13 protein-coding genes are annotated in these 20,487 nt (G+C 52.5%); 7 read left to right on the top strand and 6 right to left on the bottom strand.

The window, feature by feature from the left end; genetic code table 11:
- Positions 1-24: 24 nt before the first annotated feature.
- Entirely contained in the window at positions 25-1,227 is a 1,203-nt protein-coding gene (gene sbcD / locus SFA31_RS08560; protein ID WP_322837613.1) for an exonuclease subunit SbcD, read from the top strand.
- The gene (gene sbcC / locus SFA31_RS08555; protein WP_322837612.1) at positions 1,224-4,376 is read left to right on the top strand and encodes an exonuclease subunit SbcC; all 3,153 of its coding nucleotides are present in this window, start codon (positions 1,224-1,226) and stop codon (positions 4,374-4,376) included. The genes sbcD and sbcC overlap by 4 nt, the downstream gene beginning before the upstream one ends.
- A 246-nt stretch (positions 4,377-4,622) precedes the next feature.
- Here sbcC and mak read toward each other — a convergent pair whose 3' ends face one another.
- Positions 4,623-5,531 (bottom strand): fructokinase, encoded by a 909-nt coding sequence (gene mak, locus SFA31_RS08550; RefSeq protein WP_322837611.1) that lies wholly within the window; start codon positions 5,529-5,531, stop codon positions 4,623-4,625.
- A 122-nt stretch (positions 5,532-5,653) separates the two neighbouring features.
- Between mak and rdgC the strand changes: the two genes are divergently transcribed.
- Positions 5,654-6,565: a recombination-associated protein RdgC gene (gene rdgC / locus SFA31_RS08545; protein WP_322837610.1), complete on the top strand. Its 912-nt coding sequence runs from the start codon at positions 5,654-5,656 to the stop codon at positions 6,563-6,565.
- A gap of 1,253 nt (positions 6,566-7,818) precedes the next feature.
- On the top strand, positions 7,819-8,217 hold the full coding sequence (locus SFA31_RS08540; protein WP_322837609.1) for a helix-turn-helix domain-containing protein: 399 nt from the start codon (positions 7,819-7,821) through the stop codon (positions 8,215-8,217).
- Positions 8,218-8,315: 98 nt separating this feature from the next.
- Here the strand turns inward: SFA31_RS08540 and adhP are convergent, their stop codons facing one another.
- Positions 8,316-9,338, bottom strand: a complete 1,023-nt coding sequence (gene adhP, locus SFA31_RS08535) for an alcohol dehydrogenase AdhP (protein ID WP_322837608.1) — start codon at positions 9,336-9,338, stop codon at positions 8,316-8,318.
- Between the two features lie 186 nt (positions 9,339-9,524).
- Here adhP and hemB point away from each other — a divergent pair, with 186 nt between their 5' ends.
- The 3 genes from hemB to SFA31_RS08520 all read left to right on the top strand — a co-directional run bounded on the left by hemB (position 9,525) and on the right by SFA31_RS08520 (position 14,938).
- Positions 9,525-10,502 (top strand): porphobilinogen synthase, encoded by a 978-nt coding sequence (hemB, locus tag SFA31_RS08530; protein ID WP_322837607.1) that lies wholly within the window; start codon positions 9,525-9,527, stop codon positions 10,500-10,502.
- A gap of 846 nt (positions 10,503-11,348) precedes the next feature.
- Entirely contained in the window at positions 11,349-13,913 is a 2,565-nt protein-coding gene (locus SFA31_RS08525; protein ID WP_322837606.1) for a hypothetical protein, read from the top strand.
- A 716-nt stretch (positions 13,914-14,629) separates the two neighbouring features.
- Positions 14,630-14,938 (top strand): hypothetical protein, encoded by a 309-nt coding sequence (locus SFA31_RS08520; protein ID WP_322837605.1) that lies wholly within the window; start codon positions 14,630-14,632, stop codon positions 14,936-14,938.
- A 696-nt stretch (positions 14,939-15,634) separates the two neighbouring features.
- Here SFA31_RS08520 and SFA31_RS08515 read toward each other — a convergent pair.
- The 4 genes from SFA31_RS08515 to SFA31_RS08500 all read right to left on the bottom strand — a co-directional run bounded on the left by SFA31_RS08515 (position 15,635) and on the right by SFA31_RS08500 (position 20,479).
- Positions 15,635-16,924: an arsenic transporter gene (locus SFA31_RS08515; protein ID WP_322839329.1), complete on the bottom strand. Its 1,290-nt coding sequence runs from the start codon at positions 16,922-16,924 to the stop codon at positions 15,635-15,637.
- Between the two features lie 730 nt (positions 16,925-17,654).
- The gene (locus SFA31_RS08510) at positions 17,655-18,416 is read right to left on the bottom strand and encodes an ABC transporter ATP-binding protein (protein WP_322837604.1); all 762 of its coding nucleotides are present in this window, start codon (positions 18,414-18,416) and stop codon (positions 17,655-17,657) included.
- Positions 18,413-19,471, bottom strand: coding sequence for an iron ABC transporter permease (locus tag SFA31_RS08505; RefSeq protein WP_322837603.1), 1,059 nt, complete (start codon positions 19,469-19,471; stop codon positions 18,413-18,415). The genes SFA31_RS08510 and SFA31_RS08505 overlap by 4 nt, the downstream gene beginning before the upstream one ends.
- An 18-nt stretch (positions 19,472-19,489) precedes the next feature.
- The gene (locus SFA31_RS08500) at positions 19,490-20,479 is read right to left on the bottom strand and encodes an ABC transporter substrate-binding protein (RefSeq protein WP_322837602.1); all 990 of its coding nucleotides are present in this window, start codon (positions 20,477-20,479) and stop codon (positions 19,490-19,492) included.
- Positions 20,480-20,487 lie beyond the last annotated feature (8 nt).

Genomic DNA, 20,487 nt, shown 5'->3' with positions numbered 1-20,487 from the left:
ACACTTTTACGCCCGGACATCGTCATGCGCATTATTCACACCTCGGACTGGCATCTCGGACAAAATTTTTACACTAAAAGCCGCGCCAGCGAACATCAGGCTTTTTTACACTGGCTGCTGGCACAGGTTGAGCAGTATGAGGTTGATGCAATTATCGTTGCCGGCGATATTTTTGATACCGGCTCTCCCCCCAGCTACGCCCGGGAGCTGTATAACCGTTTTATCGTGCAGCTACGCAACAGCGGCTGTGCGCTATATTTGCTGGCCGGAAATCACGATTCCGTTGCCACGCTTAATGAATCCCGGGAGCTACTGGCCTGCCTCAATGCGCGGGTGATTACCGGCCCAGACGATGACCCCTTTATTATTCCGCGCCGGGACGGCGCGCCCGGCGCAATCCTGTGTCCCATTCCTTTTTTACGCGCGCGCGATATGCTGCAAAGCAAGGCCGGGCAGTCAGGTGCAGAAAAACAGCGCTCTCTGCAGGATGCTATCGCTAATCAGTATCAGCAAAGCTACGCGCGCGCCCAGGCTTTGCGCCAGGAAAAGCCGCTTCCGATCGTCGCTACGGGCCATTTAACCACCGTCGGTGCCAGCGCCAGCGAAGCGGTACGCGATATTTACATCGGCACGCTGGATGCATTTCCGGCCCACGCCTTTCCGCCAGCGGATTATATTGCGCTGGGGCATATTCATCGCCCACAGCGGGTCGGCGGAACGGAACATATCCGCTATTGCGGCTCCCCTATCGCATTAAGTTTCGATGAAACTGGCACCGCTAAAAGCGTAAATCTGGTGGAATTTCGCGATGGCGCTTTTGCCGGCGTCACGCCGCTGACGGTACCGACAACGCAGGCGATGGCAGTGTTAAAAGGCACGCAAGAAGAGATTGAACGGCAGCTTGATGCCTGGCGCGGCGCGCCTGAAAGCCCGGTGACCTGGTTAGATATTGAAATCGCCAGCGACGACTGGCTGCACGACACTCAGCGGCATATTCAGCGCCTGACCGATTCATTGCCGGTTGAGGTGCTGCTTATCCGCCGCAGCCGCGAGCGGCGCCAGCGCATCATTGAGCGCCAGCATCAGGAAACGCTTAGCGAACTGACGCCAGGGAAAGTGTTTGAACGCAGGCTGGCGCAGGAGACGCTGGATGAAGAGCAAAAAAGCGGGTTAAGGCGGTTATTTCAACAAACCCTGGACGACGTTACACAGGAGCACGATGCATGAAGATCCTCACGCTGCGCCTGAAAAACCTGAACTCTCTCAAAGGGGAGTGGAAAATTGATTTCACGGCAGAGCCTTTTGTTAGCAGCGGGCTATTTGCGATAACCGGCCCCACCGGCGCCGGGAAAACTACCCTACTGGACGCGCTCTGCCTCGCGCTTTATCACAGAACACCGCGCCTGGGCGCTGTATCTCAAACCCAAAACGATGTGATGACGCGCGATACCGCCGAATGCCTGGCTGAAGTGGAGTTTGAAGTTAAAGGCGTCGCCTGGCGGGCTTTCTGGAGCCAAAATAGAGCGCGCAATCGGGCGGACGGTAAGTTACAGGCACCGCGCGTAGAACTGGCCCGCTGCGCCGACGGGAAAATCGTCGCGGATAAAATCAAGGATAAGCAGGAGCAAATCGTCGCGCTCACCGGGCTGGACTACGATCGTTTCACTAAGTCCATGCTGCTCTCTCAGGGGCAGTTTGCCGCATTCCTGAATGCCGATCCTAATACGCGCGCCGCGCTGCTGGAAGAGCTTACCGGCACGGAAATTTATGGCCGGCTCTCTGCACAGGTATTTGAGCGCCATAAGTCCGCGAAAATCGAGCTGGAAAGCCATGAAGCGCAGGCAGCAGGCATTCTTTTATTAAGCGATGAACAAAAGCAAACGCTGCGCGCGGCGCTAAAAACGCTGCAAACAGAAGAAATTACAGAACAGGCGCAGCTGCGCGCACTGGAAGCACAGCGTCAGTGGTTGATTCAATATCAAAGACTGCAAACCCAGGAACGTGAAATTGAACAGGCGTCCAGTTCAGCGCAGCGCGCGCTGGAGGCGGCTCAGCCAGAGCTGCAGCGTCTGGCGCTTGCACGCCCGGCGAATACGCTGCGCCCCGAGTGGCAAACGCGTCAGCATTGGGCGCAGCAAACCGTCGATTGTGCGCGTCAGCACGACGCTGTGAGCGAACGTTTACATACCCAACGCCTCGCCCGTCAGGCTATTCGTGAATTAGCCCTCCGGGAACATCAGGCTCTGGCCGCTCAGCAGTCAGCGCTTACTCACAAATTGCGTGAAAGCACGCATATTGCCCGCTGGCAAAATGAAATCAGCGGCTGGCGCAGCGCGCTGGCCCAGCGCCAGCGCGATATTCAGCGCCTCGACGCCCTGTCTGGCAGCCTGAAGAGCTACGATAGCCAGCTCGCCCGGCTTCCCACACCGGATGCCGACCTCTGCGCCGAGGAAGTAAGTCAGCGCTTACAGCAACTGACGGAGGCGCGCCCCCGCCGCCAGCAGCTTGCTCTGTTACACGCCTGCCTGGCGCCGCTTGCCGGGCAGGAAGCCCATTTGCAGAGCGCGCTGACACAGCTTACGCGCCGGTTAAACGAGCAGTCACGCACTCTGGAAGAGACCTTCCGCAGCCTGGAGCAGCAAAATCAACTCGTTGCCGAAGTCACTAACATCTGCGAGCTGGAACAAACCATTGTCTCTCTTCAGGCTGAACGCGAGCGCCTGCGGCCATCTCAGCCCTGCCCGCTGTGCGGCTCTACTGAGCATCCCGCAATCACTCGCTATCAGACCATCGCACCGGATACCAATAAACGGCGCCTGGCGCAGCTTACGCAGCAGCGGGACGCGCAGGCGGAACAGGGCGCGCGCCTGAAAGGGCAACTGACCGCCGGGCAACAGCAGCAGGAACAGCTTGAACGCGACTGCGCGGCGCTGATTGCCGACCGCCAGCAAATGGAGCAGCAGTGGCACGCACTGTGCGCCGCTCTCAGCATTGACCTCTCATGGCAGCAGCCGGTCGCGCCGTGGCTGGACCAACAGGAAGCTCATGAACAGCAGTTGCTTCAATTGCAGCGGCGTCAGGACATTGAAATCCAGCGCCGGGCGGCGCTGGAGCAGCATAAACAGCTCAATGACGCTATTGTCAGCGAACAGGCGACCCAGCGCCTGGCGCTGGCGGAACTATCGCTTAGCTGGCCCGAACCGGGGCAGGAAGAAGCCTGGCTTGCCGAACGTATGCAGGAGATACAAACCTGGCAGCAAAATCAGGCGCAGGACGCGCAGTTTACTCAACGCCTGGCGCAGCTTAGCCAGTTGCTGGATACGCTGCCGGAAGAAACCTTAACTGCTGATGCATCCGCCCAGTCTGCCGCCGTGCCGGATACCGCACACTGGCGCGATATCCACGCTCAGTGCCTGACGCTCGCCGGGGAATTGCAGAGCCTGACGCTGCAATTAACCCAGACGCGCGAACAGCTGCACGCCGCCGAGCAACAATTCGCCGCCGCCCTCGCCACCGGCCCGTTTGCCGATGAAGCCGCATTTCTGGCCGCGCTGCCCGATGAGGCTGAGCTAACTGCGCTGGAGCAGAAAAAAAGTGCGCTGGAGCGCGCCGCTCAGCAGCAGCAAACGCGCCGCGACGACACTCAGCGGGCGCTGGACGAACACCGGCGACAGCGGCCCGGCGAACTGGATGCAGCAACACCGTTGCCAACCATTGAAGCGGCGCTTACAGCACTCACGCGAGATCTGCGCGACAATGCTGCCCGCCAGGGGGAAATTCGCCAGCAGCAGCAGGCCGATGCGGAGAGCCTGCGGCGCCATCAGGCGCTGGCCGAACAGGTAGCAGTTTGCCGCCAGACCCTTAACGACTGGGCTTTGCTCAACCAACTCATCGGCTCGCGGGAAGGCGACCGTTTTCGTCGTTTTGCGCAGGGGCTAACGCTGGATAATCTGGTATGGCTGGCTAATCAGCAGCTTAGTCGTCTGCACGGGCGCTACCTGTTACAGAGGAAAGAGAGTGAGTCCCTGGCGCTGGAAGTGGTCGATACCTGGCAGGCGGATGCGGTTCGCGATACCCGCACGCTGTCGGGCGGCGAAAGCTTTCTGGTCAGTCTGGCGCTGGCGCTGGCGCTCTCTGATTTAGTGAGCTATCGCACGCGTATTGACTCACTGTTCCTGGACGAGGGGTTCGGCACGCTGGACGCAGCCACGCTTGATATCGCGCTTGACGCGCTGGATGCGTTAAACGCCAGCGGAAAAACTATCGGCGTCATTAGCCACGTAGAGGCGATGAAGGAGCGGATCCCGGTTCAAATTCGGGTAAAAAAAATCAACGGCCTCGGGTTTAGTCGACTGGAGCCAACGTTCGCGGTATAGATTGATACCGCGCTGATAAAGACTGTATACCGCTCATTTGAGATTTCGGCTCTGCAAGCGATGAGATGAACGTAGCGCTCATTCACCGCCTGCGCGCGCTGGCAGGTAAACCGCACGCGGGCCGAAGCCGAACTCAGCGTGTAGCCGCGCATTGAGAAACCTGCCGCGCGCAAAATTTACCTCAGCGCGCTGGCAGGCACGCTTCAGGAAGCGAATACACTCCGGCGACCGGGCTTCCCTGTGCGGTTATGCTTTTGGCCACAGCCAGGCCGCGCCGCGAACGCCGCTGGAATCCCCGTGCATCGCCTGGCGGATCGGCGTTGAAAACTCGCCGCCAAATACCCACGGCGTTACCAGCGCCGGCAACCTGTGATACAGGCGCTCAACGTTGCTCATTCCGCCCCCCAGCACGATAACGTCCGGATCGAGCAGGTTTACGACGTGCGCCAGCGATTTCGCCAGACGCTGTTCATAGCGCCCCAGCGCCCGTTCAGCCTGTGCGTCGCCGGACAGCGCGCGCCGGACGATTTCATCACCGGCGAGAGCCTCACCGGCCTGCCGCCGATAATCGGTGGCAAAACCGGTCCCGGAGATAAACGTTTCGATGCAGCCTTGCTTTCCGCAATAGCACGGCACCTCCTGGCGGTAGCGTAGTTCAGCGTCATCCATCCACGGCAGTGGATTATGGCCCCACTCGCCCGCGGTTCCATTGCCGCCGGCGTGGCTCTGGCCGTTCAGCGCAATGCCGGCGCCACAGCCGGTGCCAATAATTACCGCAAATACCGTGTTAGCTCCTGCAGCGGCGCCGTCCGTCGCCTCAGAGACCGCCAGGCAATTCGCGTCATTCGCGATGCGCACTTCGCGCCCCAGGCGCTGCGCCAAATCATTATCCAGCGCCTGCCCGTTCAGCCAGGTAGAATTCGCGTTTTTAACTTTTCCGGTAACCGGCGATAGCGTCCCCGGGATCCCGATGCCTACGCTGCCCCGTTCGCCGGTCGACGCCTCCGCCTGCTCCACCAGGCGCGCAATAATTTCTACCGTTTGTGAGTAGTCATCGCGCGGGGTGGGCAATCGGTGCCGATAAAGCTGGCGCCCGTCATCCGCCAGCGCGATAACCTCTGTTTTCGTCCCGCCGAGATCAATACCAATACGCACGTTCATGGCCCCTTTAACACAGATATTTCAACAGAGTAGAACGGCGTATAGGGAAAGGCAATGAAACCCAGGCGACGATTCGCTATCATGCCCGCTGCGTTTGACTGATAAGGTTACCTTTCATGCTGTGGTTCAAAAATCTCATGGTTTACCGGCTTAGCCGGGACATTTCGCTGAATCCGGACGAAATAGAAAAGCAACTTGCCCAATACAGCTTCACGCCCTGCGGCAGTCAGGATATGGCCAAAACCGGCTGGGTATCGCCAATGGGGCCACAGGGTGATGCGTTAACGCATGCCACTAATGGACAAATCCTGCTTTGCGCGCGCAAAGAGGAAAAAATGTTGCCGTCGCCGGTGCTTAAGCAGGCGCTGGAATCAAAAATTCGCAAACTTGAAGCCGATCAGGCTCGAAAGTTGAAAAAAACGGAAAAAGATGCGCTAAAAGATGAGGTGCTGCACGATTTACTGCCGCGAGCTTTTAGTCGATTTAGCCAGACTATGCTGTGGATAGACAGCGTCAATGGGCTAATCATGCTGGACTGCGCCAGCGCCAAAAAAGCCGAAGACACGCTGGCGCTGCTGAGAAAAAGCCTGGGTTCGCTGCCAGTGGTACCGCTCACGCTGGAAAATCCTATCGAATTAACGCTCACCGAATGGGTGCGCTCCGGCGGCGCGGCGCAGGGCTTTCAGCTTCTTGATGAAGCGGAGCTAAAAGCAATTCTGGAAGACGGCGGTGTGATCCGGGCTAAAAAACAAGAGTTGGTCAGTGATGAAATTGCGGTGCATATCGAGGCGGGCAAAGTCGTGACTAAACTGGCGCTCGACTGGCAGCAGCGCATCCAGTTTGTATTATGCGAGGATGGCTCGCTCAAGCGCCTGAAGTTTAGTGATGAGCTGCGCGATAAGAATGAAGATATCGATAAAGAAGACGTTGCCCTGCGCTTTGACGCGGATTTTACCCTAATGACCGGCGAACTGACGCTGCTGCTCCAGGGGCTGATTGAAGGGCTGGGCGGCGAGGCTCAGCGCTAACAATCGCTGATAGCGCACAACACCGACCTATTCACCGGCAGAGCAGAGTTCGCCTGCCGGTGAATCTTTCATGTCATCGACTCCGCTTAATCGAGCGCGTAAAACGGGTGTTTAATAACGCGGCGGCGTATTCGGGCCAGGAAAACCTTGATACCGAATGCCAGCGCTCTTCACTGTCTGCCAGCGTCTCTTGTTCAGGCAGAGAAAATGGGCTGAACGGGCTCCCACGCCGTAATACAAAAGCGGCGCGACTCGCCGTAACGTAATATCTCCATAAGCCACGCCTTTCAATTCTTCGGCACGACTACAGGCAACGAAGGCGGTGCGATTCGTAGTAATACAATATTCCCTCCTTAGGTTTTATAACCGCAGCGCTACAGGCAATGAAGGCGGATGCTGTGCGCTATATGGCATAGCGCTTACCGTCTATTTGTAACCTCACGCTTTAATCTCACGCCGACCTCCCCTTGCTTTATTGTCAAAACCCGCCTTCGCAAAAGGCGACCTGATGCAACCTTGCAGCTTGAAGGGCGTAGTCGTGGCAAAAAAAAGATGCCCGCCCGCCGCACGAGCGTTAAATCTCAAAATAAGCGTACAGAGCGAAACCGGGGTGGGGGTTACGGTCAACGAAGGTTCTGGTTAGCGATGAAATAACTCAGCGCATGTATAAACAACAATACAATTCATTAAATGGAGCCAAAGAGAAAATAAAAGGATGTATAAATCTCATCACTTCAAACCACGAATAAGAAATGACTTCTTACAGCCATACTCATAAAGTAGTATTTCCTTTTGATAAGCACGCTAACCAGCGGAATATGACGGCGAAATAAAATGATTACAATGCCATCAAAAAAGGGGGTAATACTTTTATGGCTTACGCTGCTTTAACCTGCCTATTAGCACCAGGCATGGCGCCGCTAAATTACGCGCTCATCAACGCCGCGTCTTGTTAAATGAAAACCAAATCATATTGATTACACTTTAGATTTATCTAATCAAAATAAAATTATTTCCCCTAAAAAACGCTGCATACAAAAAACAAGCCTAATTCTTCCACGGAAACGGTATGGTTTTTATTCAGAATATCAACAAACAAGGACATTTTTGTTAAGAGAAGTGACGAGATTTGCATTACTTGAAGAAAATTAAACAATATCTTAATTAATACACACTTTCATAAGTATTAATCGCCATAATGCTCGGAAAACTCCATAAGAAGAATCTTATTACCCTAACCCGAGGATATCTGTATGAGAAGGGACCATTTCTCAGCGAACGTGATAGCGCAAATCCTGCACTGGATTGACGACCACATCCACGAAAAGATTACGCTGGAAGATTTATCACGTATTGCAGGTTACTCAAAATGGCATCTGCAGCGTATGTTTTATGAGCAAATGTCCATTACCGCGGCAACCTACATCCGCAGCGATAAATTGTACCGCTCAATCCGTGATTTAAAGTTTGGTGACTGCACGATTATTGATATTGCTGAAAAATACAGTTTCAGTTCGCAACAATCATACACGCGTACGTTTAAACACGTGCTCAACTGCACGCCGTCCCAGTGCCGCGCTCGCCGTAACCATTTATTCAACGGCCTGGAAGGTGAGCAATTATGCCGCACTTGCCGCACGCTGTATGAGTAATCACCCGCACGCGTGGCCCTTTTCGGCACGTTAGGGAAAGCCGCCCCTGCGCTCACGCAGGAACGCAGGGGCGGCTTTCCGGGCCATCAGATAAAACCTTAAGCTCGGGTCTTCGCGTTAAAATCAATCACCATACGGCCACGAATTCTCCCCTGCTCCATTTCTGTAAAGATAGCGTTGATATCCTCCACCGGGCGCAGCGTGACTTTTGGCACCACTTTGCCTTCGGCGGCAAACTGGAAAGCTTCCTGTAAATCCAGTCGCGTCCCTACCAGTGAGCCCACTACCTGAATACCGTCCAGCACCAGGCGCGGAATATCCAGGCTCATTGCCTCTGGCGGTAACCCCACAGCCACGACGCGAGCGCCTGCACGCACGGCATCAACCGCGGAATTAAACGCGGCTTTCGCTACCGCGGTGACCACGGCCGCATGCGCACCGCCGGTTTTTTGCTGGATAAATTTCGCGGCATCCTCCGTGCGGGAATTAACGGTAAGATCGGCGCCCATCTCACGCGCCAGCGCTAGCTGATCGTCATTAACGTCCACGGCAATTATCTTAGCGTTGAATACATTTTTCGCATATTGCAGCGCAAGGTTGCCAAGCCCGCCCAGCCCGTAAATTGCTATCCACTGGCCCGGCTGAATATGGGAGACTTTAACGGCTTTATACGTCGTTACGCCTGCGCACGTAATGCTGCTTGCCTCCGCAGACCCCAGCCCATCCGGCACTTTTACCGCGTAATCAGCAACCACAATGCACTCTTCCGCCATACCGCCATCCACGGTATAACCCGCATTCTTCACCGACCGGCACAGCGTTTCATTACCAGAATTACAGTATTCACAGTGACCACAGCCCTGATAAAACCAGGCGACGCTGGCGCGATCGCCCACCTTTAACGCGGTAACTCCCGGCCCCAGCGCGGTGACAATACCAATCCCTTCATGCCCCAGAATAACGCCGGTCTTATCACCAAAATCTCCATTTTTTACGTGGAGATCCGTATGACAAACGCCACAGCATTCCATCTTCAACAGCGCCTCACCGTGCGCTAAAGCGCGCAGCGTTTTATCGACGACGGCGACCTGATGATCCTGAGTAGCAATAGCAGCTTTCATGTGCGTTCCCTTTAATGTCATTAATATACCCACAAAGTAGAACGATGTTTCTTACAACGCAATCCCCGTGTGGCAAAAAGAGGCTCTCAGCCTTATCGCTGCGAAGATCAATTCAATAAACGCAAAACGCCGTCTTAAAAAATCGGGTACCATTAGAGGAATGTCACACAGCTTCAGGTGAATTCCATGCCAGATTTTTCATTAGTAAATCGTCCACGCCGCCTGCGCCGTACGCCGGCAATGCGCGCAATGTTTGAAGAAACCACGCTCTCACTCAATGATTTCGTTCTCCCCATCTTCGTGGAGGAGGGACTTGCGGATTACACTCCCGTCGAGGCGATGCCCGGCGTGATGCGCATCCCTGAAAAACGCCTTCCTTATGAAATTGAGCGCATTGCCAAAGCGGGTATCCGCGCCGTCATGACGTTTGGTATTTCGCATCACACTGACGCCACCGGAAGCGATACATGGAATGAAAATGGACTGGTCGCCCGAATGGCGCGCACGGCAAAAGAAACGGCTCCCGATCTGCTGGTCATGTCCGACACGTGTTTTTGCGAATATACGTCTCATGGCCACTGCGGCGTGCTGTGTGAAAGCGGCGTAGACAATGACGCCACGCTAATTAACCTCGGTAAACAGGCGGTGACCGCCGCGCGCGCCGGCGCTGATTTTATCGCACCTTCGGCCGCGATGGACGGCCAGGTACAGGCGATTCGCCAGGCGCTGGACGCTGAGGGATTTACGCAAACCGCGATTATGGCGTACTCCACTAAATTCGCCTCCGCGTTTTACGGCCCCTTCCGGGAAGCCGCAGGTACCACGCTCAAAGGCGATCGAAAAACGTATCAAATGAATCCCATGAACCGCCGGGAAGCAATCCGTGAGTCGTTACTGGATGAGGCTCAGGGCGCTGACTGCCTGATGGTAAAACCCGCCGGCGCCTATCTCGATGTTCTGCGCGACATCCGTGAACGCAGCGATCTGCCGCTGGCGGCATATCAGGTAAGCGGGGAGTACGCGATGATAAAATTCGCCGCCCGCGCAGGCGCCATTGATGAATATAGCGTGGTATTGGAAAGCCTGGGAGCGATTAAACGCGCCGGTGCGGACTTAATCCTGAATTATTTCGCGCTGGACCTCGCCGAACAAAAAGTGCTTTAGTTCAATATCTACGGTTGTCGCCTAAGGTGCCTGGCAGATGAAATTTAAGTAAGCCAGGCGCTACTTTACGAGGATTTATTAGCTACAGGCGATATTCAACGCGGCGAAAATGCCCCGGCGCGTCGATTACACGCCGTTTTTTCGGCGTTCAATCACCTGCCCTGCCTCATTAATACCCATCAGCGCCCGCGTGACCAAGACGCGCTTACCGGGTAATAGGCACCAGCATCAGTTTATTCTTTATAGGTAATTTATTACCGCAGTTGAAACGCATTCTACCTGTTTTTTTAAAGGAGCAGGGAAGCATGCAGCAATATCACGACATTGTGCGGCCTGCCGGGAATAAGTTAGGCCGAACAGCATAATAATGATTATTCTGTATGCTATGTGCCATTAACTTTATGCGTGCGTTTTATCTCAACCCTATCATTAAGCAATCTCTTTTAGAGCGCTTTATATAACCTTACGGCAAATATCACAGAGCACATAATTTTATTTTCTATAATAAAATTATATTTTATAAGAATTGATAACCATTATAAAACAGCCACTGCCGGCGCCCCTGATAAATTGCCAGAAAATATACCTACCAGGATCATACAGAATAAAACATTTCATATTAGCAAACTCATATTAACGCAATATCGCGCTCTGTAAATAATGTTTTATTTATCAATATCATTTTGTGAAGTTACCTGAAAGCTTTAATTACGCAATATTATATGATTCGCCTCAGAATGCGGTGGAAAAAGCATTACCCCCATTCGCCGAAGAAAACGCTCTTCGGAAAATCATTTCTATTTACGTTTAATGCTTTTATTGGAATCCACTTTAAGAGGATAGTGTATGTCTATTATTTTCAACAGGAAATTTGATGGCTCCCCCACCCCTTATTACGCCAGGGTTATTATTACTGATATTCAGAATAGTGATAATAGTGCAGTCGATATTGAACACTATTTCACCTGTTTTCTAAATTCCCCTGTTAATATTTCACAGGATGATGTCACTACGGAGTTCCTGCATCAGGGCCGGGAATTTGAGTTTGATATTAACAGCGAGCAAATTTCAGAGACGCTGTATGATGTTACTATTTCTGTGAAGGCTAAGGATAATAATCCGTTTACTATTGAAATGACGGATAGCCTTGCTATTGGATTTAATTCCGCCACCGGTGACCCTGATTTATCCAGCATTTTGGACGAGTATCTGAAGACAATGGTCATTACCGCAGACGGTGAACCCGATATTACTGGTTATGTTAATATTCGCTGCGCACAGGCTCCCGATGAAGCTCTGAAGAATAAAAGCGTCGACGTGAACTTTACTTTATCTGATACCACTACCTTCAGCGTTATGCCTAGTGAGACCCAGCGGCAAAGCCTCGTGGCAGGTAGCTATTCTATTTCGGCCGGAACGCTTATCAGCGATGATGGAAATATTCAGGCAACCGTTATTACCACTCCCAATAGCGTTGATATTGAAGTCGGCAAAACCGCCGATATCGCGCTCACCTTCGGCCAGATTGAACGCTATAGCTCACTGGATTTCAGCGTAGCCAATATTGAAGCGCTGGAGAACGAAACGCTGCAGGTTACGCTGTCTTTCAGCGATACGATGATGCAGCCCATCACGTTTACTACCCAAATCGGAAAAACAACCCATTTTGAAAAACTCCCCGCCGGCGGCACGCTGTCGGTTGCAATTGCTCCGGTTAATAAAAATAACCAGCAAATGACATTTGCGATCGCAGATAGCACGCTGGAAAATGCGCTTTGCGTGGTTGAAGTTACGTCTGAAAACGTCAGCATTCATCAGCTTCCCACCGATGGCTTCCAGACGGTTACCGTGGTTGTGGATATCGCTAATGAGCTTGATAAAGCAGTGGAAGTGCGCCTGATTTCACCGGAAATGAGCTACGTGCAGGCGATAACGCTGCATAATCAGCGCCAGCCGCTGGCGGTAAAAGTGAAGCCAGGCACATACTCAGTGGCTATCGCTAATTTTATCCTCGATAAAACGGTATATAGCGTGGAGTCTCAGTCAACTCTTACCGTCGACTCCCAGCCCGTCGATTTGCCCGTTACGGTAGCTCGCGGCGCACACCTTGTTGTGCGCGGTTTTAGCGCGGAAAATTTAGGAATGGGCGGCTGTGCCACGCTACAGACGGATAACGAGGCGGCATTTACCGCCGCACGCGCCTCTTCCATCTTTAAATATGCCGGGACAGGCGGTGACGGCAACCCCAATGAATTTTTGGAAACCGATGTCGCGACGATAAACACGCTGACGCTGGCCCGCAAACTTGAAGAGAATCTGTCCTCGGCGGTTCTGCCAGTAATGGTGTCTTATACGGTTCAGCTTTCAGGTGGCGATGTCACTGAATTACAAAGCGTCGATCACTTGACGCACAGCTTCGCTAACTTCATCCTCACGCTGCAAACGCTAATGGCGAAAAAAGACGCTGCGCACCCCGTTCCCGGCGGTGTGATTGTGAACCCCGATATGTTGGGTACCTGCCAGCAAAAAAATCTGCCGCCAGACTACGCCATGCCGGTGAGAAAACCGCTTCAGGACGCTCTCGATCACTGGAAAATTGATGCAACCATCCCTGAGGATATTACGGAGGATCTCACCGGTTATATTCGCAGCGTTAACTGGCTGGTCTCTGAGGTTGGGCCGGATATTACCTTTGGCTGGCAGATTAACCTGTGGGGCGTGGGTAAGTCAGAGTGGGTGTACGGTACGGAAAACGATATTGACGTAGCGCAGGCCGCTCAGGAAACCGCTGACTATATCAAGGCACTACAGGTATATGACGGCAAATACGCGCCCGACTTCCTGGCAATTGACCGCTATGAGGCCGACGATTTGACTCAGCGCGCGTATATCAACGTCTATTGCTATGGCCCGGCGGAATGGGCGGCATACTTTGAGTTCTGCTCACTGGTAAGTCAGCATTTGGCCCTGCCTGTCATCCCGTGGCAAATCCCGGCTAGCCGCACTCCGCTAACGCAGGATAACGTACACGCCGAATTTGATAACCAGCACTGGGGGACCGCAGCTAACTATATCTTTGGCGACAAGGCTTTAGGTAGCGATGTCATGAATATTCACCCTGTAATACGTAATTTCAACTTCAGCGAACACGGCGCTTCGACAATTGCCGGCTACGTGGGCGCAACGCCTGGCGATATGTATCAGCGCCGGGGACCGTTTGATGTCTCAGCGCCTGCCTGCCGCGATTTTGCGCTGCGCGGGATCGTACACATGATGTTCGGTGGCGGGACTACGCTCGGTATGGTGCTCCCTACCGGGGCAACGAGCGATAACGTCGATCTGAGCTGGGTACAGCAGAAATTCAGCGACTATGCCGCGGATCCGGTTACGTTTGAGGATACGATAAAATAGGCCATTACTCGGTAGTGCAGTAACAAGCCGCCCCGCGCCGCTGCGTTGGCGTGGGGTGTGCTACGGCTCGGTTAACTATTCTTCTTTGTACCGGCCCGCGCACAGATCTTTTCCACTTCAGATTCAGGCATAAAGTAACGCAAATACTCTCTCAGCCATCATAATGGTCAGCCAGAATTTTAAGTACGCAATAGAGCAAGATAAATAGCGGTATCGACCTACACAACACTAAGCTTCCCCAAAATAACCAACGGGCCACGCCAGCGTAGAAAAATACATTTTATCGCTAAAGATTGTATCATTTAGGTGTGATCTTATGCTGTAGTACCGCCTGAAGCAGCAAACCGACTCTTCGTCAATTTACTGTTACGGCCGGATAAATATATTTATTACTCTTTTGTGACAGCACCCACTAATGTCACAAATATTACACTTAATTTACTGTTTAAACTAAGCATAACGCCGATGGCTTGTAATGCAGTGAAATAAAACAGTTTTTATTTCTACTTTTTAACCTTTCCTCATTTAAGGGCATTTAAATATTTTTATTTCACATGAAAACTATCCGCGTATTTCACTGCATTTAAAACCAGACAATAAAAATAACAATAATCAGGCATTACTTATCTGGCATCACCACTATACTTCATATATGGGCCAGCGACGGAATGCTTATCGTCGCTGGCTATTTTACATCCAAAAAAACGAGGTTCATCATGAAAACGCCCGCCCAGTTACTCCTTGCTGCGACAGGTGTGTTGATATCAGGGATGATGAACGCTTACGCTGAATTACCCGGGGGTACCATACAATTCCAGGGCGAACTGTATAATGAGTCCTGTAATATGCAGCAACGTCACACTCAAATTCACTCCACGTGTTACACCGATGGCAAGGTTCAAAGCACCACGCTGGCGTTAACGCGCACCAATAGCGGACTGCTTCCAGATAACAAAGGCACAACGGAAGTTGAATGGCTGGATAATACCCATAAATTAGGCGTTGTTATCGTCCAGTATAAATAATATTGATCGTCAATAAATAGGGAAGACTAAGACAGGGAGGTTTTTTAGAAATTTATCGGCGCGGGCCTGCCCTTTTAAAACCCTCAGTCGTCATTTCTATTTTTCCGCCGCCTATTTGAAAGCACCAGCTTTATAAAATGCGACTTACCTCAAGGAAGTTAAATAAAAAACCTGCGCGACATCACTATTAACGCCAGACGTTATTTCTTCGCGTGCATGTCCTGGAACTAACGGCGATAGCTTATTATTGATGTAAATAACAACATTAATATTGCGCTAATTATATCGGTTATTAATTACGCAAAAAGAATCCCCGGATAATAATGCATCGCCCTCATCATATCCATCTCTCCCTAAAACATTATTAGCCATTCGAATAAACTTTCCGGCAGTGAGAGAAATACCCCGCGCATTAAGAAACGGGAATTACTCTATTAATCATCGTTACTGTACGCTTAATAGCCTGGCATTTTCTCCTTGGTTAAATCATTAGCAGCATCGACTCATCGCACTGAATGAAGGCCTGTAACGCTGGCTTTTACTTTATATTACCGAGCCGGCTATACCCGCCTACCGGCTAATCCATATTGTTCAGCGCAATACGCTGCCTGGTCCAATGCATAGTCTGAAGCGCTTCGCCTGCACGCGCAGGCGGAAACATTTCGCCATTTTTCACGACGGCCAGATTTAGCATCATTACCCGGCGAAAGAGAGGCGCAGCGCAAGCGCTGCCAGCGTGAAGAACAGCACGGGCAGCGTCATGATAACCCCAGTGCGGAAGTAATATCCCCAGCCGATAGTCATGTTTTTACGGGCGAGAACATGCAGCCAGAGTAGCGTTGCCAGACTGCCTATCGGCGTCATTTTTGGCCCTAAATCGCAGCCGATGACATTAGAGTAGATCATCGCACTTTTAACAACGCCCGTAGCGCTACTGCCGTCAATCGATAAGGCTCCCACCAGCACGCCTGGCAGGTTGTTCATTATCGCCGACATAATCGCGGTTAAAAATCCGGTGCCCAGCGTGGCCGCCCATAGCCCGTGGTTCGCTAGCGTATCCATGACATTCGACAGAAAGCCGGTTAACCCGGCATTGCGCAACCCGTAAACCACCAGATACATACCCAGCGAAAAAATGACAATCTGCCAGGGCGCGCCGCGCAGTACGCTCCCGGTGTTAATGATGCGGCCGCGCCTGGCGACAGCGAGTAAAATGGCGGCTCCGGCCGCCGAAATAGCGCTAACCGGTACACCGTGAGGCTCCAGTACAAAAAAGCCCACCAGCAATAGCACCAAAACCACCCAGCCAGTGATAAACGTCGCCGGGTCCTTAATCGCTTTCGCAGGCGCTTTTAGCAGCGCCAAATCATAGGCAGCCGGGATATCTTTACGAAAAAATGCGTGCAGCATCGCAAGAGTGGCCAGAATAGCGGCAATATCAACGGGCACCATAACCGACGCATATTCTGTGAATCCCAGATGAAAAAAGTCCGCCGATACAATATTCACCAAATTTGACACGATAAGCGGCAGGCTGGCGGAATCGGCAATAAAACCGGCCGCCATAACGAACGCCAGCGTAGTGCGCGGGTTAAAGCCCAAAGCCGTTAGCATAGCCATCACGATGGGCGTCAAAATCAATGCCGCACCGTCATTGGCAAATAGCGCCGATACCGCCGCCCCGAGCAGCACAATCCACGTGAATAACAGGCGCCCGCGTCCGTTGCCCCAGCGGGATACGTGCAGCGCCGCCCACTCGAAAAAACCCGATTCATCAAGCAGCAGGCTAATAATAATGATGGCGATAAATGTCGCAGTGGCGTTCCAGATGATATGCCACACCGCGGGAATATCCGCCGCGTCTACCACGCCGCACGCTAACGCCAGCCCCGCGCCTAATGAAGCGCTCCAGCCAATCCCTAATCCCTTCGGCTGCCAGATAACCAGTAACAGGGTCAGGATAAAAATAGCGCCCGCCAGTAACATACTTGCTCCCTCAATTGCATCGTTGAAATGATTTGGCTGCAAAGATAACCCCGTGACGGCCAGGCGCCCTCTTCGCCCGCGTCAGTAATAGCCAATATGACCTTGCCACTACCTATATGTTTCGTTAGCCTGCTGTAGGAAGTATTTAAAGACGTGACGTCTCCATAGGCTTCACGTTCTTAGTATCTGTCAAGCTATATAGCTACGGGCCGTTATGGTTAATACCTTCCTTCTCATCAATCATAACGGCGGGATCAAGGGCAGTTTTGCAGACCTTTATAAATGAAATAAGGTAGGAATATTTATATTAAACATTATGAATTATTGGGGAAATATTACATTTTAGTATCGCGCATAGGAATATAACACAAACATATAGCCATTGATAAAAATACATATTTCTTGTTTTATCCTTATAAATACTCCGCTTTGTTTTTCATACAATTCAATGAGCCTTCCATCAAGTTGCCATTCCCCCACGGAACGCGCAAGTATTCTCGGCTCTCCGCCCCATTACTGCCGCTATCGGTTAAGAACAATATCACTCACTTTCTGGTAAGAACCACGGTTAATTGGTCCGCACGTTTTCCTGGCATGAGGATATTTGTCACGGTCAAATACGGCACCTGTTCCTGAACTGTATCTGGTATGGATGCCATCGTGTCGCCTGCAGTACAAGTACGGCCAGGAAGTGACGCCATTGTCTGCACTGAAATAATGAACAGAGGGGCTAAATCACACCATCCAAAATCACCTGGGCTTTTCCCTGCGAACACCGCTCGATACGCCCGCGTACACCGTATACTTCTGCCAGACTTTCAGCATTAATAATGGTTTCCGGTTTACCGCTGGCGATCAGTTTTCCCGCTTTCAGCATCAATGCCTGGGCCGCATGCCGCAGCGCAATATTGATATCATGCACCACCACCAGCGTTACCATATTGCGATGCTGCGTCTCGCGCGAAATGACATCCATTACGTGAAACTGATAGTTAAGATCGAGGGCGCTGATCGGTTCATCAAGAAGCAATAATTCAGGTCGACGGATTAGCGACTGCGCAAGCCCCACCAGCTGCTTTTGCCCACCGGAGAGCCTATCAAGATAGCTCATCGCCAAATGAGCGATGCCCAATTCTTCAAGCAAGGCTATAGCCCGCTCAGGAGCCTGCTCCCCATCTGATGCACGTTGAGCAACAATCACCGACTCCAGTACCTGCAAATGCACGCCCTGTGGCAGTGATTGCGGCATAAACACAACTTTTTCAGCCCGGCGGGCGAATGGCAGCGCTAATAAATCGACACCATTTAACCAGGCCTCGCCACTTGCGTGATTAAGGCCAGCCAGCGCGCGCAGAAGCGTCGATTTGCCACAACCATTGGGCCCCAGCAACACTGTAACGTCGCCGCACGGAAGATTAGAAAAAATAAAATTCTCAATAACTTGCCTTTTAGCATAACCGGCATTCAGGTCGTTAATCGTCAGGCCGCTCATGACATATTCCCCCGATGGCGCATGATAATACTTAAAAAGAACGGTACGCCAACCAGTGAGGTGACAATACCTACTGGCAAGATCACTCCGGGAATAATATTCTTCGAGGCAATCGACGCCAGCGACAGCACCAGCCCCCCTATGAGCACGCTTCCCGGCAGATAAAAACGGTGATCTTCTCCTAACAACAGACGCGAAATATGCGGAGCAACAAGCCCGATAAAACCAATTGGCCCGACAAACGCCACCGAGATCGCCGCCAGCAGGCTGATACGCAGTAGCGCTCCCAGACGTAAGCGACGAACATCAATACCAAAACTTAACGCGCGCTCTTCGCCAAGCCGCAGCGCCGTTAACTGCCAGGCGCTTCGTAACGACCATGGAAATATCACCGCCAGCGCAGCGCTTAGCACCGCGAGTTTTTCCCACGATGCGCGGGCTAAACTTCCCATGGTCCAAAACACCAACCCCTGCAGCGTATCTTCATCTGCGACAAACTGCATGATGGAAACCAGCGCATTGAAGGTGAAAACCAGCGCGATACCAAACAGCACCACACCGGAGGTCGGCACGCACGTCCAGCGAGTCAGGCTATCGAGTAACAGCGCAGAAAGCAGTGCAAACAGAAAAGCATTTGCCGGAATAAACCAACTTTCCGGCACGCCAGGAACGCCAATATCCAGCACAATAGCCAGTGCGGCGCCAAAGGCCGCCGCCGCCGACACGCCAAGCGTAAACGGGCTTGCAAGTGAGTTATTTAAGATGGTTTGCATCTCTGCGCCTGCCAGCCCCAATGCCATACCCACTAACAGCGCCAATAATGCGTAAGGCAGACGAATATCCCAGACGATAACCCGTATTCCCGTAGCCGCATCTGCGGGATGCACCAGCGTTTGCATAAGCGAGTGAAGTGATAGCGACGACGGGCCAAGGGTAAAATCAAGTATCAGCGAGGCGATGATAGCGAAAAAAATAAACGCCAGAACCGCCAGACGCTGGCGAAGCACCTGCCGATAGCGATACTCAACCGATAGAGGTTTTTCCACAACAGACATCGTTTTCCTTACCCTATCTCAGCGCGGCGGGTGAAGCACGTCGCTTACCTGCGCCTCGCTTAGCGCCAACCCAAAAAATTGCTGATAAAAATCACGCGTCTCTTTGCGCATATCAACGTCCGTAAAGCGTTCGGGATAGAGCGTTTTCGCCAGCCACAGGAATTGCAGCGCCTCTTCACTGGTCTCGCGACACCACCAGAACATTCCCTTCGGATTAACGTACACGCGATGATGGATCACCGCGTCAACGCCGGCCCACTGGGGAGAACTCAGAATGTCATCGGCATCGCGTTTGTTCATCGCCACAATCACCGCCGGGTTAGCGGTGACAATTTTCTCCAGCGCCACTTCGCCCGAATGATTTTGCTTACCGCTGTCAAACCAGTTTTCGGCAATGTTTTTACCACCTGCGAGATCGATCCAGTCCTGATTAAGCGACGGCCTGCCCGTAGTGGTCAAGGGGGTTCCCATACTGTGATAGAGCAACACGCGCTGCGCTATAGGAAGCCCCTTCAAGTGCCCGGCCACCAGCGCAACATTGCGGTCAAAGTAGCGCTGATAAGCCCGCGCCTTTTGCTGCGCATCCGGCCCAAGCGCTTTCGCCGTCTGCTGCACACGGTGAGTCAGCGCCGACATGGAGTTTGCCTCAAACGCCAGTACCTGCACGCCCGCCTGTTTCAGCAATTCCTGCTGCGGCACCACCGTGCTATGCGGCACAAACAGCATATCGACGCCCAGGGCGATTATCTGCTCCGGGTTGATTTCGTGCCCGCTGTTCACGCTCACCGCCGGTACATTTTCAATGCGCGGCAGACTCTGGCGAAACAGAGGGATTTTTTTGGCGATCATCGACGTACCAACAATGTTATCACCATAGCCGAGCATGGCGATGATGGTATTCTGCGCGGGCCACGGCGAGGCAATACGCACCTCCTTGTGCGTATTTTCTGCGTGCAGGCTGGCAGCCAGAAACATCGCCAGCACGGGGATTAAGCGAGAAAGTTTCATCAGCTATC

It is taken from the genome of Erwinia sp. HR93 (assembly GCF_034555055.1).
Lineage (GTDB): Bacteria > Pseudomonadota > Gammaproteobacteria > Enterobacterales > Enterobacteriaceae > Apirhabdus > Apirhabdus apintestini.
The sequence above is the reverse complement of the archived record's forward strand: the minus strand, read 5'-3'. Positions and strand labels throughout refer to the sequence as shown.

Excerpts from the sequence above, each read along its gene's own strand:
- SFA31_RS08515 (WP_322839329.1), bottom strand. The coding sequence starts at position 16,924 with ATGTTACTGGCGGGCGCTATTTTTATCCTGACCCTGTTACTGGTTATC.
- SFA31_RS08500 (WP_322837602.1), bottom strand. The coding sequence starts at position 20,479 with ATGAAACTTTCTCGCTTAATCCCCGTGCTGGCGATGTTTCTGGCTGCC.
- SFA31_RS08520 (WP_322837605.1), top strand. The coding sequence starts at position 14,630 with ATGAAAACGCCCGCCCAGTTACTCCTTGCTGCGACAGGTGTGTTGATA.
- SFA31_RS08510 (WP_322837604.1), bottom strand. The coding sequence starts at position 18,416 with ATGAGCGGCCTGACGATTAACGACCTGAATGCCGGTTATGCTAAAAGG.
- adhP (WP_322837608.1), bottom strand. The coding sequence starts at position 9,338 with ATGAAAGCTGCTATTGCTACTCAGGATCATCAGGTCGCCGTCGTCGAT.
- SFA31_RS08505 (WP_322837603.1), bottom strand. The coding sequence starts at position 19,471 with ATGTCTGTTGTGGAAAAACCTCTATCGGTTGAGTATCGCTATCGGCAG.
- SFA31_RS08525 (WP_322837606.1), top strand. The coding sequence starts at position 11,349 with ATGTCTATTATTTTCAACAGGAAATTTGATGGCTCCCCCACCCCTTAT.
- sbcD (WP_322837613.1), top strand. The coding sequence starts at position 25 with ATGCGCATTATTCACACCTCGGACTGGCATCTCGGACAAAATTTTTAC.
- sbcC (WP_322837612.1), top strand. The coding sequence starts at position 1,224 with ATGAAGATCCTCACGCTGCGCCTGAAAAACCTGAACTCTCTCAAAGGG.
- rdgC (WP_322837610.1), top strand. The coding sequence starts at position 5,654 with ATGCTGTGGTTCAAAAATCTCATGGTTTACCGGCTTAGCCGGGACATT.
- hemB (WP_322837607.1), top strand. The coding sequence starts at position 9,525 with ATGCCAGATTTTTCATTAGTAAATCGTCCACGCCGCCTGCGCCGTACG.
- SFA31_RS08540 (WP_322837609.1), top strand. The coding sequence starts at position 7,819 with ATGAGAAGGGACCATTTCTCAGCGAACGTGATAGCGCAAATCCTGCAC.